This window comes from Frankia sp. CcMO1, from assembly GCF_977945845.1.
The window spans coordinates 1-14,660 of sequence record NZ_CDWTMG010000100.1 but is presented as its reverse complement, the minus strand read 5'-3'; the positions used below and the strand labels follow the sequence as shown (position 1 = coordinate 14,660).

The following is a 14,660-nucleotide window of genomic DNA, read 5'->3' as shown; positions in this document are numbered from 1 at the left end:
ACAAGGCACTGACAATCCGTTGAGCACCGTTCCCGGGCGTACCAGGCGGCCGACCACCCCGGCGCGGGTGAACCGGCCCCACGCGGGCATTCCGTTGCGCGGGGTGGGGAGTACCCCTGCGTATGTCGTCGGGGAGGACTCCGCATGAAGCGCAATACCGCCCAACTGGGCGGCGCGTCGGCCGCGATCGCGACCGACGGCTGGACGCTGCGTAAACGCCTAAAACAGACCCGGGGCACCCGGCTGCGGGGGGCGGTGCGCGGCGCCATCCCGCTGGCGCTGGCCGGCCAGCTCGCCAACCTCGCCAACATGGGCGTCACGCTGATCATCGCGCGCGCGATGAGTACCCGGTCCTACGGCGCGGTCGCCCAACTGATCGCAATCTTCTTCATCGTGTCCATGCCGGGCAGCGCCCTGCTCGTGGGGGTGGTCCGGCGGATCACCACCTGGCAGCACAGCGGGCAGTTGGACCTGGTGGCGCAGTGGGTCCGCCGGGTCCGCCGGGTCGGGGTCGCGCTCGTGCTGGTCGTCGCCGTGCTCGCGGTAGCCGCTCGGGGCTTCGTGGCCCACGAGCTGTCGCTGCCCGGTCCCGGCGGCGTCGCCGAGATCGTGACCGCCGGTGCCGCCTGGTGTCTGCTCTGCGTCGACCGGGGGCTGCTGCAGTGCGGCCGGCTCTATCCGGCGCTGGCCGCCAACCTGCTCGTCGACGCCGCAGTGAAGACGGTGTTCACGATCGGGTTGGTGCTCGCCGGTCTGGACGAGACCGGCGCGGCGATCGGCGTCCTGCTCGGTGTGCTGGCCGCCCTCGCCCACACGCGGTCCACGCTGCGCCGCCACCCGGACGCGGTCGTAGGAATGTCGCCCGAGCCGGGCTCGCCCGCGGCGCCCACGGCCCGGCTGGCCATCGAGGTCGGCGCCGCTCTCGTCGCGCTGGCGATGCTCGGCCTCCTGCAGAACATCGACGTCCTTATGCAGGGCCGGCTCGCCCCCGACCAGTCGGGCTCCTACGCGGCCGTCTCGGTGGCCAGCAAGGTACTCGTACTGGCGGCGGTCGTACTGGCCGGCTTCCTGCTGCCGGAGGCCGCCGATCGACGACATCTCGGGCAGCACGCCCTCCATCAACTCGGAGCAACGCTAGCGATACTCCTCGTACCCGCACTGGGGCTGCTCTCCGCCGCTCTCCTCGCACCCGACACACTTCTCTCCCTGGCCTTCGGCTCTCGCTTCACCGATGCCTCCGGCGCGCTTCTCCCCTTGGCCGCAGCGATGACCTGTCTCGGAGCTACCGTGCTGTTCACCCACTACCTGCTCGCTCTCGGCGAGCGTGGCGTACTGCTGGCCCTGGGGCTGGCCGCCGCCGCGGCCGTCCCCCTCATGCTGTGGGCGGACGGATCACCGACGAGCACCGCCCGCGCCAACCTCGCCTGCCAGGCCGTGCTGGCCATCGTCACCGGCCTGTCGGTGCTCGCCGCCGCCCGCCGGACGGCTCGGGCATGAGCGCCGCGAGCAATCGTCGCGGCCCCGGCGCGACGATCCCGCCGACCCCCGATGGCCTCGTCGTGCCGCCGGCCGTCCCGGTCCCGCCGGCCGTCCCGGTCCCGCCGGGCCTCCTGGCCGCGCAGGTGGGAGCGCCCAGGATCGAGGCCGGGCCGCGCCGACTCTCCCTCGCCGAGCTGGTCGAGACTTCGGGACTGCGCCGCGTGCACATGCTGGCCTGGCGTGATCTCGACGACCCCGAGTCGGGCGGGTCGGAGCTGCACGCCGACAAGGTCGCGGAGCTGTGGGCGCAGGCCGGCATCGACGTGAGCCTGCGCACGGCCGTGGCGTCCGGCCATCCGGAGTCCGTCCACCGCAACGGCTACACGGTGGTCCGCAAGGCGGGCCGGTACTCGGTCTTCCCGCGCACAGCGGTGTCCGGCGCGCTGGGCCGCGGCGGGCCCTGGGACGGTCTGGTCGAGATCTGGAACGGGATGCCGTTCTTTTCCCCGGTCTGGGCCCGCTGCCCCCGGGTGGTGTTCCTGCACCACGTGCATGCCGAGATGTGGCGGATGGTGTTGTCCCCGAAGCTGGCCAGGATCGGCGAGACCGTCGAATTCAAGATCGCTCCACTGCTGTACCGGCGTACGCGCATCCTGACGCTGTCCCCGTCGTCCCGGCACGAGATCATCGAACTGCTCGGCCTGCCGCCGCGCAACATCTCGGTCGTGCCGCCGGGCATCGACCCGTCGTTCTCCCCCGCAGGCGATCGCTCGCCGCATCCGCTCGTCCTCGCTGTCGGGCGTCTGGTGCCGGTGAAACGGTTCGACGTCCTCATCGACGGGCTCGTCCGCGCCCACGATGAACATCCGGCGATGGAGGCGGTCATCGTCGGCGAGGGCTACGAGCGGGTGGAGCTAGAGAAGCGGATCTCCGCTGCCGGAGCCGGCGGCTGGCTGCACCTCGTCGGGCGGGTCGACGACGACGCCCTGCTGGCGCTGTATCGGCGCGCCTGGGTGCTGACCTCGGCCTCGGCCCGTGAAGGCTGGGGCATGACGATCACCGAGGCCGCTGCCTGCGGCACGCCGTCGGTCGCGACGAAGATCGCCGGACACACCGACGCGGTCGTCAACGGCGAGACCGGCGTGTTGGTGGAGGATCCGGCCGACCTGGGCAAGACACTGGCCGGCGTGCTGACCGATCACGATCTGCGCGCCCGGCTGTCCGCCGGGGCGCTGGCGCATGCGGCGACCTTCACCTGGGCGCAGACGGCTCGCTCGACGTTCGCGGCACTCGCCCGGGAGGCGGCCCGGCATCAGGGCCGCCGCTCCACCGCGGCCCGGGCCGCGGACCTGGTTGGGCCGCACCGGTGACTGCGGTAATCCGGTGATCCGGTGACCGTGACCACGTCGCCGTCCGGTCCGGCCCCCTCCGGTCGCACCGAGTCCGGTCGCACCGAGTCCGGTCCGGCCTCGGCGACGATCCGGCGGCGGCCGCCATCCTGGCCGACCCTGGTGCTGGCCGCCGTGGCGTATCTGCCGCTGCTGGCGACGGCACCAGGAAAGATCGGCGCCGACACCAAGGCGTACCTCTACCTCGATCCGAGCCGGATGCTGCGCCGGGCGGTCTCCATGTGGGACCCCGGCATCGGCATGGGCACCGTCACCCATCAGAACATCGGCTACCTGTTCCCGCAGGGCGCCTTCTACTGGCTGCTGGATCTCGTCGGCCTGCCCGACTGGGTCGCGCAGCGGCTGTGGACGGGCTCCATCCTGTTCGGCGCCGGCACCGGCGTGCTGTTCTTGCTCCGCTCGTTCCGCTGGCCCGACCGCTTCGCGTTCGTCGCCGCGTTCGGCTACATGCTCTCGCCCTACATCCTGGAGTACGAGGCGCGGATCTCGGCGATCCTGCTGCCCTACGCCGGACTGGGCTGGTTGATCGGCATCACCGTGCGCGGGTTGCGCGAGGCGGAGTCCGGCCGGGCCGGCTGGCGCTTCCCCGCCGCCTTCGCCCTCGTGGTCACGACGATCGGCAGCATCAACGCCTCCAGCCTGATCTTCATTCTGTCCGCCCCACTGCTGTGGATACCGTTCGCCGTCTGGGGTACCCGCGAAGTCCGGCTCGGCGCCGCCGTGAGTATGTGCACCCGTGCGGTGCTGGTCGTCCTCGTCACGTCGGCATGGTGGATCGCGGGGCTCTACACCCAGGCCGGTTACGGCCTCAACGTCCTCGCCTTCACCGAGACAATCGAGACGGTCGCCAGCAGCTCGCAGGCCTCTGAGGTGCTGCGGGGCCTGGGCAACTGGTTCTTCTACGGGCAGGACGCGCTCGGTCCGTGGATCGGGCCGGCCACCCACTACACCCAGAGCATCTGGCTGACCGCGGTCAGCTTCGCCATACCCATCCTCGCCCTGATCGGTGCCTCGGCCATCCGCTGGGGCCAGCGCGGCTACTTCGTCGCGCTGATCCTGCTGGGCACCACGATCGCCGTCGGCGTCTACCCGTACGACGATCCCTCGCCCTGGGGACGGCTGTTCAAGGACTTCGCCGAGGGATCGACGGCCGGTCTCGCGCTGCGTTCGCTGCCCCGGGCGGTCCCCCTGGTCGCGCTGGGCATGTCGGTGCTGCTCGCGGGCGGGCTCGCCGCGCTCTGGGAGCGGTACGCGGCGGCCGGTCCGACCGCTACGGCTGCTACGGCTGCCCCAGGTGCCCCAGGTGCCCCGGGTGGGCGGCCGGTCCGGTCGGGCCGGCGCCGGCGGCTGGTCCCGCCGCTCGCCACCGGGGTGGTCCTGCTGTTGCTGGCCCTCGACATGTCACCGCTGTTCCGCGGCGAGTTCGTCGAGCCGTTACTCGAACGCCCCGAGCACGTCCCCGCCTACGAGACCGAACTCGCGCGCGCCCTGGACACTAGGAACAACGGGACGCTTGGGAACAACGGCACGCGGGTGCTGGAGCTTCCCGGTGCCGACTTCTCCCACTACCGCTGGGGAAGCACCCTCGACCCGGTCACCGAGGGGCTGATGGACCGTCCGCTGGTCGTGCGGGAACTCATCCCCTACGGCGAGGCGGGCAGCGTCGACCTGGTCCGCTCGCTGGACCGCCGGTTGCAGGAGAGGGTGTTCGAAACCTCCGCCCTGCCGAATCTCGCCCGGCTGATGGGCGTCGGCGACGTGGTGCTGCGCAGCAACCTCGCCTACGAGCGGTACCGGACCCCGCGCCCCCGGGCCACCTGGAACCTGTTCACCTCGACCAGACCGGACGGGCTGGGCGTACCGCAGACCTTCGGACCGCCGGTCGCCGAGGATCCCGGTATCCCGTTCACCGACGAGGTCACCCTCGGCACCGACCCGTCGGTGCCCGATCCGCCGGCGCTGGCCGTCTTCCCGGTCAGCGGCGCGCAGCCGATCGTGCGCACCGCCACCACCGCGCGGCCCCTGCTCGTCAGCGGCAACGGGGAGGCGCTGGTAGACGCGGCGGCCTCCGGCCTGCTCGCCGAGCCGATCGCCGACGGGCGGGCGATCCTCTACGCCCCGGCACTCGCCACCGATCCCGCCGCGATGCGCCAGGCCCTCGACGACGGTGCGGACCTGCTCATCACCGACACCAACCGGCGGCGCGCCGAACGGTGGACGGGCATCCGGGAGAACTTCGGCTACGTCGAGCAACCCGGGGTCAGGCCGCTGGCGAAGGACCCGAACGACAACCGGCTGCCGATGTTCCCCGACCAGAACGTGACCAGCGAGACCACCGCCGCCCTGCACGCCCCGGGATCCCCGGCGAAGATCGCTGAGGTGACCGCCACCAGCTACGGGAACAGCTTCTCCTACGGGGCGTCCGACCGACCGGTCCGCGCGATCGACGGCGACCCGGGCACCGCGTGGCGGGTCGGCGCCTTCACCGACCCGGCCGGGGAGGCCTGGCAGACCACGCTGGCCGAGCCGACGGCGACGGACCAGATCCGCCTCGTCCAGCCGCTGACCGGGCCGCGCAACCGGTGGATCACTCGGGCGACGCTGACCTTCGACGGCGGCTCCCCGGTGACCGTCGCGCTCACCGACGCCTCCCGCACCGCCGCCGGGCAGGTCGTGCGCTTCCCCACCCGGGCCTTCCGGACGTTGCGCATCCACATCGACGCGACGAACACCGGCCGGCAGCGCAGCTACGACACCGTCTCCGCGGTCGGGTTTGCCGAGGTCGCCATCCCCGGAGCGAACGGGGCACCGCTGACGGCCGAGGAGGTGCTGCGGATGCCGAGCGACAGCCTCGACGCCGCCGGCGCCGCCTCCCTCGGCCACCGGCTGGCGCTGGAGCTGTCCCGGGACCGGGCCAACCCGTCGGAACCGTTCAAGCAGGACACCGAGTCGGTCATCAGCCGGTCGTTCTCCCTGCCGACGGCCCGGACCTTCGCGCTCACCGGCACCGCCCGCGTCTCCGCCTATTCCCCCGACGACCGCGTCGACCAGGTGCTGGGCCGCCCGGCCGCCCTCCCGGTGGTGACCTCCTCCGGCCGGCTGCCGGGATCGCTCGCGGCGCGGGCGTCGAGCGCCTTCGACGGAAACCCGGCCACCGCGTGGAGCCCGGGCATCGGCAACCCGCGGGGCAGCTGGATCCAGGTCGCCTCGCCGACCCCGTTGACGGTCTCGTCGATGACGATGTCGATCGTCGCCGACGGTCGGCACTCGATCCCGACCCGCATCGGGATCGAGGTCGACGGCCAGCGGGTCGGCGCGGTGGCCGTGCCTCCGGTCACCGACACCTCGGCGCGCGGGGGCACCCGCGAGGTGGCCCTCACCTTCCCGGCCGTTACCGGTGGCACGTGGAAGTTCGTCGTCGACGACGCCCGGACCGTCACCAGCATCGACCCCATCAGCCGCTCGCCGCTGGCGATGCCGGTGGGCCTCGCCGAGATCGGGATGCCCGGCCTCGCGGCCGGCGCCGCGGGTACCGGTCAGCCCGCGGCGGGCACGACAGGCACGGCAGGGAGCACCAGGACGGGGCTGTTGCCGGCCCAGATCCCCGCGCCCTGCCGGACCGACCTGCTGAGCATCGACGGTCAGCCGGTGGGGGTGCAGGTCACCGGGGGCACCGCCGACGCGGTCAACCGGCTCGGGTTGACCGTCGCCACCTGCGGCCAGCCGGTCACCCTCGGCCCGGGGGAGCACGTGATCCGGACCACCGACGGGGCCCTCGCCGGCATCGATCTCGATCGCCTGCTGCTGGCCTCGGACGCCGGCGGCGGCCCGTGGCTGAACGCGACCGGCGCCGCCTCCGCCGTCTCCCCTGCCGGGACCCCACCAGCCGCGACGGGCACCACCGGCACGACGTCGGCCGCCACGCCACGGGTGACGGTCCAGTCGGCCGGCGACACCTCCTTCACCGTCGACGTGACGGGGGCGCGGCCCGGTACCCCGTTCTGGCTGGTGCTCGCGGAGAGCCTCTCCCCGGGTTGGAAGGCGACCGTGGGCGGCGCCGACCTGGGTACCCCCAGGCTGGTGGACGGCTACGCGAACGGCTGGCGGATCACCCCGACGGCCGCCGGGTTCACCGTCACGCTGACCTGGGCCCCGCAACGGATCGTGTGGTTCTCCCTGGTGTTGTCCGCGGTGACGGTGCTGCTCTCCCTCGCGCTGGTGATCTTCTACACCCGCCGAGCCCGCGCGACCGTGGCCACGCGGTCGTCCCGAACGTCCCGGGCACCCGAGCCGGATCTGCCGACGGCCGAGCCGTGGTCCGACCGGGCGGGGCGTGCCAGCCCGCGCACCACCGTGCTCGCCGTGTTGGGGATGGGTCTGCTTTCGGCGGCGCTGGTCTCCCCGGTGGCGGGGGTCATCGTCGCCCTGGCGACGGCCGTGGCGCTGCTCGTGCCCCGCGGCCGTCTGCTGACCCGCGTCGGCCCGGTGGTCTGCCTGGGCGTCAGCGCCTTGTACGTGCTGCAGGTGCAGGCCCGGCATGCGCTGCCGACGGACGGAGACTGGGTCGCCGCGTTCGGGAAGGTGGCGACGATCTCCTGGCTCACGGTGCTGCTGCTGGCGAGCGACCAGCTCGTCGCCCAGCTGCAACGACGGCGCGCGGCGGCGGCAAAGCTCTGCATCATGGATGCTTCTGCAACTAAGTTGCAGAAGCATCCATGATCTGGTTATCGTTCTTCTGCCCGCCGCACGAGAACTCCCCCGTCCACGTCGGCGGGTGCACCGCGAGGGGAGACCTGCCATGGCCACGCAGGCCGGCACCATGCCGAGGGATGGCCTTCCCACCGGGGTCCGCGGGGCGCTCGACCGCCGGGAGTGGGTGCGCGTCGGCGGCATGGCCGCGGTCATCGTCGGGCTACACGTGATCGGCTGGGTGACGCTCGCGGCAGTCATCGCACCGCACCACTACCGCTTCGGCGCTGACGGCCAGGTCTTCGGGGTCGGCCTCGGAGTCACCGCCTACACCCTCGGCCTGCGCCACGCCTTCGACGCCGACCACATCGCCGCGATCGACAACACCACCCGCAAACTCATGACCGACGGTCAGCGCCCACTGTCCGTCGGCTTCTTCTTCTCCCTCGGCCACTCCACGGTCGTGTTCGCCCTGGCGCTGCTGTTCAGCGTCGGCGTCCGCTCCCTGGCCGGGCAGATCGAAGCCGACGGCTCGACCCTGCACGACGTCACCGCCTGGATCGGTACCGCCGTCTCCGGTGGCTTTCTCTACACCATCGCCGCACTCAACCTCGTCATCCTCCTCGGCATCATCAGGGTCTTCCGCGACATGCGCCGCGGCGGGTACGACGAGGCCAGCCTAGCGGAGCAGCTGAACTCCCGCGGGCTGATGAACCGCGTCCTCGGCCGTTTCACCAGAGCGATCACCCGACCCTGGCAGATGTACCCGCTCGGCATGCTGTTCGGTCTCGGCTTCGACACCGCCACCGAAGTCGCCCTGCTCTTCCTCGCCGCCGGCGCCGCCGGGGCCGGCCTGCCCTGGTACGCCATCCTCGTCCTACCGATCCTGTTCGCCGCCGGCATGAGCCTGCTCGACACCATCGACGGCTCGTTCATGAACTTCGCCTATGGCTGGGCCTTTTCCCAACCGGTCCGCAAGGTCTACTACAACATCACCATTACCGGGCTGTCCGTCGCGGTCGCGTTCCTCATCGGCAGCGTCGAACTGCTCGGCATCCTCGCCGAGAAAGCACATCTCACCGGCGGGTTCTGGGACTGGGTCGCGGGTCTGGATCTCAACGTCGTCGGCTACTTCGTTGTCGGCCTGTTCGTCGCCACCTGGGCCGTCGCTCTGCTGGTCTGGAAGTACGGCCGTATTGAGGAGAGGTGGGCGACGGGCCTGCCCGAGGAAGGCCGGGTCGAACCCGCCGGCTGACCGCCTGGCGTCCGGTTCGGGGACCACCGACAGCACGGGCCTGGCGGCCGTCCCGAACCCGGGAACAGCCCGCACGAGGGACATGGCCGCGCCGGAGGCCGTCGCCACGCCGGGCATGGTTGCCGCGTCGACCGATCGGGAGAGCAGGAACCAGGCATCGGCTCGACCTATCGACGCGAGATCCACCCGCACCGGGTGAAAATCACGGCCACGCAGCTCGGGATAGTCATGTTCGACGACATCGTCGAACAGTTCGGCGGAGACGGCGAGCGCCAGGTCGGCCGCCGAACATCGAGCGAACTCGGCCCGGAGGGCGGCGCAGTCACGCAGTTCCGATGCCTTCACCACCGCTCGTCCCGAGAAGCCTGACTCGTCGACGCGGATGATTCCCTGGTGCATCGCGACGCGTAACCGAACCCACTCCGAATCGGGCCGGGAGTCGTTCAGGTGAAACAGCACGATGCGCAGCGCCCGGACGAAGGCAGCGACGACCCGGCCCTCGTCGATGCCCGGCGGAAGAATCGCGATCTCACCGCCGCCGGCGGCCGGAAAATCCAGTGTGCCCGGTCCATCTCGGCCAGCGCACACACCTCGTCCACCACCGTACCGAGGTCACGCTGCCACCGTCTCGGCCGCAACACACCCGGCGGCGCGGTGCCGGTCCGGTCGGTGTCCAGGGCAATACACATACGCCGGATTCCGGGCGGTCTTCCGCTCACAGGCAACCTCCGCGGCCAGAACCGGACAGCAGCCACTGTCCCGCGTCACGCGGACCGACCGCCCCGTATTCTCACGGGTTTGCGGCAAGCCGCAACGCCCCGATGTCGTGGATCACGACAGTGCGATAACCAGTGTCAAGGACGTTGCGCTGCCGCAGTTCCCGCAGCACCTTGTGCACTGTCGGCTCGGCCGCGCCGACCAGGGCGGCAAGCTCCGGCTGAGTGAGGGACACCCCGACCGATCGCCCACCGCCGGCGGCACCGCCATACGCCCGCTCCAGTTCGAGGATCACCCGTGCCACCCGCACCGCGACCGGGCACCCGCCGAACTCGACCCGACGGCGGGTCGCCGAGCGCAGTTTCGTCGCGATCGTGCTGATCACGATCTGGTGCACGTCCGGCTGCCGGCGCAGGAAGGCGACGAACGCCTCGGCCAGGATCACCTTCGCGAGCACAGCCCCGGCGGCGGTCACCGTCGCCGAACGCGGCTCGGAATCCACCCCCGCCAGCTCGCCGACGAGGTCACCGCCGTGGCGAATGGCCAGCAGCGCGAAGCCGCCGTTCTCGGTCGCCGCGGTGACCTTCACCCATCCGTTCAGCAGGAGGACGACGAAGTTGGTGGTGTCCCCCTCCCGCATCACGATCTCCTCGCTCGCGTACTCCCGGTAGAGGCCGATCTGCAGCATTTCCGCCCGGCACTCCGGCGACATGCGGCCGAGCAGACTCGCCCCCGGCCATTCCGCCCGCCGTGGCCGCGGCCCCCCGTCGGGTCCCGATCCCGTCGATCCAGCTTCCTGCCACATGCCCCGCCCCTCGCCCGCGTCATGAGATCCGTCGACGGCGCCGAACACTTATCCACCATACGATCCATATTTTCGACCGACACGGGCGTGGCCTACGGAAACACGCACGGTGGCATATGGAAGCACGACGGGGGATGCGGCGGAACTGGTGCGGCGGAGCTGGTACGAGGCGGGGGCGGGCATCGTGCGGGGCGCCAGGCGGATGACGGGACGCCCTTCACCTCAGGTCCGCACGGGAACCCGGAAATGCCATCGGGTTCAGACGCGATGCGGCATCAGTGCGTTCGCCGGAATGACCCCAAGCCGGCCGGCCTGATAGTCCTCGACGGCCTGGCGCAGTTCGGCCCGGGTGTTCATGACGAACGGGCCGTACACCTCGACGTGTTCCCGGATCGGCCGACCGCCCAGCAGCAGGACCTCGAGGTTCGGCGAGGACGCGTCCTGCCGGTCGTCCGCGGCGACACCGAGCAGATCCCCCGTTCCGAGGACCGCGAGCTGACCGGCCCGGATCGCCGTGGCGTCCGGGCCCACCGTCCCACGGCCACCGAGGACGTAGGCGAGCGCGTTGAACTCGGGGTTCCACGGCACGTGCACCGCCGCGCCGGGGGTCAGCGTCGCGTGGACGACGGAGATCGGGGTATGCGTGGCACCCGGGCCCCGGTGGCCCCCGACGTCACCGGCGATGACCCGCAGCAGGGCACCGCCGTCCGGCGAGGACACCAGGGAGACCTGGCCACCCTCGAGGTTCTGGTACCGCGGCGGGGAGAACTTGTCCTTCGCCGGGAGGTTCACCCAGAGCTGGACACCGTGGAACAGGCCGCCGCTGACGACAAGCTCCTCCGGCGGCGTCTCGATGTGGAGGATGCCCGCGCCGGCGGTCATCCACTGGGTGGCGCCGTCGGCGATCAGTCCGCCGCCGCCGTGCGAGTCCTGGTGCTGGAAGGTTCCGTCGATCATGTAGGTGACGGTCTCGAATCCGCGGTGGGGATGCCACGGGGTTCCTTTGGGCTCGCCCGGCCCGTAGTCGACGGCGCCCATCTCGTCCATGTGGATGAACGGATCCAGCTCGGCGAGCCGTACTCCGGCGAAGGCCCGACGCACCGGGAAGCCCTCGCCCTCCAGCCCGGTGGGCGCGGTGGTCACCCTCCGCACCGGACGGTCGACCTTGCCGAGCGCGGGCTCAGCCAGCCGAGGCAGGCGGACGGTATCGGCGGTGACGGCAGGCATGTCGTCCTCCTGGCGGGCTCACGATCGCCGGTCGACCTGCTCGAGCAGCTCATCCCGGCGCCTCTACCTGTAGATGCAACTACCAACCCGCGCAACCACGGGCCACCCTCGATCCTTCCCGCGAATTCTTTGATCATCAGGGCGCGAGCGAGAAGCGTTCGCCCTCAGCGATCAATCCCGGGAACAACGGTAAGCTAAAAGGACTTCAGTGTAAGTGACTCAACTTCTTCACGTGAAGGTGGACCACATACCACAGATCCGGGTGCTGCCCGTCCTGCCGCTCGACGACGCCGTCGTGCTAACGGGCATGATCGTGTCTCTCGACATGTCCGATGGTGAGATCCGAGCCGCCGTCGAAGCCGCCCGTGCCGGCGGATCCCGCGGCGCTCCCGACGCGCGGGCGCCGGGGATCTCCGGTCAGCCGGCGGGCCGGCCCGCCGAGGTGCTGCTGGTTCCCAGGACCGACGGCACGCTCGCCGACGTGGCCGCCGTCGGGGTGATCGAACAGGTCGGCCGGTTGCCGCGAGGGGGCTCGGCCGCGATCGTCCGCGGAACCGCCCGGGCCCGTGTCGGCGGCGTGCGCTCGGGTCCCGGCGACGTCACCTGGGTCGACGCCGTGTGGGGCGACACCGTGGTGAACGAGGGGGCCGGGCCGCCGTCCGGCACTCTCGACGCTCCGGCGGACGCCGCCCCCGCGCGGACCGGCGAGGATCCGGCGAAGGTCGAGAACCTGGCGAAGGAGTACCGCGCCCTGGTCACCGACCTGCTGCGCCAGCGCGGCGCCTGGCAGGTCGTCGACTCCGTCGCGGCGATCACCGATCCGTCCGCGCTCGCCGACACCGCCGGCTACGCCTCCTACCTGACCACCGCGCAGAAGATCGAGCTGCTGGGCACCGCGGACGTCGCCACGAGGCTTGAACGGCTGCTGGCGTGGACCAAGAACCATCTGGCCGAACTGGACGTCGCGGAGACCATCCGCCGCGACGTCCAGGAGGGCATGGACCGCCAGCAGCGTGAGTTCCTGCTGCGCCGCCAGCTCGACGCCATTCGCAAGGAGCTGGCCGAGCTGGGCGGCTCCGGTCCGGGTTCCGGCGCGGGCGGCGACGGCGGCTCCGAACCGGCCGCCTACCGGGCCCGCGTCGAGGCCGCCGACCTGCCGGAGAAGGCCCGCGCCGCGGCGTTGAAGGAGGTCGACAAGCTGGAGCGGACGTCGGATTCCTCCCCGGAGGGCGGCTGGATCCGCACCTGGTTGGACACCATCCTCGACCTGCCGTGGAATGTCCGGGCGGAGGACTCCTACGACATCGCCGCGGCCCGCGCGGTACTCGACGCCGACCACTCCGGGCTCGACGACGTCAAGGACCGCATCATCGAGCATCTGGCGGTGCGCAAGCGCCGGGCCGATGCTGGTCTCGGCGTCGTCGGTGGCCGGCGCGGCGGTGCCGTGCTGGCACTCGCCGGCCCGCCCGGGGTCGGCAAGACATCACTCGGCGAATCGATCGCCCGGGCCATGGGCCGGTCGTTCGTCCGGGTCGCCCTCGGCGGCGTGCGGGACGAGGCGGAGATCCGCGGTCACCGGCGGACCTACGTCGGCGCGCTGCCCGGCCGCATCGTCCGGGCGATCCGCGAAGCGGGCTCGATGAACCCGGTGGTGCTGCTCGACGAGGTCGACAAGCTGGGCGCCGACTACCGGGGGGACCCAACGGCGGCGCTGCTGGAGGTCCTCGACCCCGAGCAGAACCACACCTTCCGGGACCATTACCTGGAGGTGGATCTCGACCTGTCCGACGTGCTGTTCCTGGCCACGGCGAACGTGCTGGAGGCGATCCCGGCGCCGCTGCTCGACCGGATGGAGCTCATCCGGCTCGACGGCTACACCGAGGACGAGAAGGTCGTCATCGCCCGCGAGCATCTGCTGCGCCGTCAGCTCGACCGCGCCGGGCTCGCCGTCGACGACGTGACGGTCGGCGACCACGTCCTGCACGCGCTCGCCGGAGAGTACACCCGTGAGGCCGGCGTGCGTGACCTGGAACGCTCGCTCGCCCGGCTGCTGCGCAAGGTCGTCGCCCGGGTGGCGCTCGGCGAGGCCACCCTGCCGGTGACGATCGATGCTGGAGACCTGCCCGGCTACATCGGCCGGCCGCGGCACACCCCGGAGTCGGCGGAGCGCACCGCCCTCCCGGGCGTGGCGACGGGCCTGGCGGTGACCGGCGCCGGCGGTGACGTCCTGTTCGTCGAGGCGTCGCTGGCCGACCCGGAGACCGGCGGGGCCGGGATCATCCTGACCGGGCAGCTCGGCGACGTGATGAAGGAGTCGGCACAGATCGCGCTGTCCTACCTGCGCTCGCACGGGGTGGAACTGGAACTTCCCGTCGGGGATCTGGCCGACCGCGGTGTCCACGTGCACGTCCCCGCGGGTGCGGTGCCAAAGGACGGGCCGAGCGCCGGGGTAACGATGACGACGGCCCTGGCGTCGCTGCTGTCCGGCCGGCCGGTCCGGGCGGAGGTGGCGATGACCGGCGAGGTATCGCTGACCGGGCGCGTGCTGCCGATCGGCGGGGTGAAGCAGAAGCTGCTCGCCGCGCACCGCGCCGGCATCACCACGGTGCTGCTGCCGGCGCGCAACGGCCCGGACCTGGACGACGTCCCGGCGCCGGTGCGCGACGCGCTCACCGTCCACCTGGTGACCGACGTCCGGGAGGTGCTGGACCTGGCCCTGGAGCCTGCCTTCGCCACCGGGCGCGCCGACCGGCCGGGCCACGGCGGGCGCTCCTCCACACCGCTGGCCGCCTGAGGATCTGAAGGCCGACCGGGGGCCGGGAAGAGGGTGAGCGAGAGCCAGCGACACGCCGGGGACGAGGTAAACACCATGTGACGAGGGGCGCGGAAGACGCAGATGGCGGCTACGGTCGGGGCGTGGATCGTGGTCGCTGTCTTCGGCAGGAGCGCATCGCACAGCAGCGCATCCTGGGGCTCAGTCGACAAGGGGTGCGCCAGCGACCGCGGGACAATCGCGGGCCCGCCCATCCGCCGAACCGGCCACCCGGCCGGCGCAGGCGCACCCGCTAGGCTTGTCTTC

General features: G+C 71.7%; 8 protein-coding genes. 6 read left to right on the top strand and 2 right to left on the bottom strand.

All coding sequences use genetic code 11. The features are described 5' to 3' along the window. Nucleotides 1-144 precede the first annotated feature (144 nt). The 5 genes from AC08OU_RS13520 to AC08OU_RS13500 all read left to right on the top strand — a co-directional run bounded on the left by AC08OU_RS13520 (nt 145) and on the right by AC08OU_RS13500 (nt 9,201). Entirely contained in the window at nt 145-1,497 is a 1,353-nt protein-coding gene (locus tag AC08OU_RS13520; protein ID WP_476600422.1) for a hypothetical protein, read from the top strand. Beyond that, a complete protein-coding gene (locus tag AC08OU_RS13515; protein WP_476600423.1) occupies nt 1,494-2,849 on the top strand; it encodes a glycosyltransferase family 4 protein in 1,356 nt (451 codons plus the stop codon). The genes AC08OU_RS13520 and AC08OU_RS13515 overlap by 4 nt, the downstream gene beginning before the upstream one ends. Nucleotides 2,850-2,870: 21 nt before the next feature. Then, nucleotides 2,871-7,607 carry an alpha-(1->3)-arabinofuranosyltransferase domain-containing protein gene (locus AC08OU_RS13510; RefSeq protein ID WP_476600425.1) on the top strand — a complete coding sequence of 1,579 codons (4,737 nt, stop codon included), beginning with the start codon at nt 2,871-2,873 and terminating at the stop codon, nt 7,605-7,607. A 79-nt stretch (nt 7,608-7,686) separates the two neighbouring features. Then, nucleotides 7,687-8,832 (top strand): Nickel transporter NicT, encoded by a 1,146-nt coding sequence (gene nicT, locus AC08OU_RS13505; RefSeq protein WP_476600427.1) that lies wholly within the window; start codon nt 7,687-7,689, stop codon nt 8,830-8,832. 228 nt (nt 8,833-9,060) lie between these two features. After that, nucleotides 9,061-9,201, top strand: a complete 141-nt coding sequence (locus AC08OU_RS13500) for a hypothetical protein (protein WP_476600429.1) — start codon at nt 9,061-9,063, stop codon at nt 9,199-9,201. A gap of 421 nt (nt 9,202-9,622) precedes the next feature. Here AC08OU_RS13500 and AC08OU_RS13495 read toward each other — a convergent pair whose 3' ends face one another. Together AC08OU_RS13495 and AC08OU_RS13490 are read right to left on the bottom strand one after the other, a co-directional pair. After that, entirely contained in the window at nt 9,623-10,354 is a 732-nt protein-coding gene (locus AC08OU_RS13495) for a Crp/Fnr family transcriptional regulator (protein ID WP_476600431.1), read from the bottom strand. Between the two features lie 258 nt (nt 10,355-10,612). After that, entirely contained in the window at nt 10,613-11,581 is a 969-nt protein-coding gene (locus tag AC08OU_RS13490; RefSeq protein WP_462187056.1) for a pirin family protein, read from the bottom strand. Between the two features lie 214 nt (nt 11,582-11,795). Here AC08OU_RS13490 and lon point away from each other — a divergent pair, with 214 nt between their 5' ends. Continuing rightward, nucleotides 11,796-14,375 (top strand): endopeptidase La, encoded by a 2,580-nt coding sequence (lon, locus tag AC08OU_RS13485; RefSeq protein WP_476605038.1) that lies wholly within the window; start codon nt 11,796-11,798, stop codon nt 14,373-14,375. Nucleotides 14,376-14,660 lie beyond the last annotated feature (285 nt).

Bases quoted from the DNA above. Each gene is read 5' to 3' on its own strand.
- AC08OU_RS13515 (WP_476600423.1), top strand. From the start codon at position 1,494: ATGAGCGCCGCGAGCAATCGTCGCGGCCCCGGCGCGACGATCCCGCCG.
- nicT (WP_476600427.1), top strand. From the start codon at position 7,687: ATGGCCACGCAGGCCGGCACCATGCCGAGGGATGGCCTTCCCACCGGG.
- AC08OU_RS13520 (WP_476600422.1), top strand. From the start codon at position 145: ATGAAGCGCAATACCGCCCAACTGGGCGGCGCGTCGGCCGCGATCGCG.
- AC08OU_RS13495 (WP_476600431.1), bottom strand. From the start codon at position 10,354: ATGTGGCAGGAAGCTGGATCGACGGGATCGGGACCCGACGGGGGGCCG.
- AC08OU_RS13490 (WP_462187056.1), bottom strand. From the start codon at position 11,581: ATGCCTGCCGTCACCGCCGATACCGTCCGCCTGCCTCGGCTGGCTGAG.
- AC08OU_RS13500 (WP_476600429.1), top strand. From the start codon at position 9,061: ATGTTCGACGACATCGTCGAACAGTTCGGCGGAGACGGCGAGCGCCAG.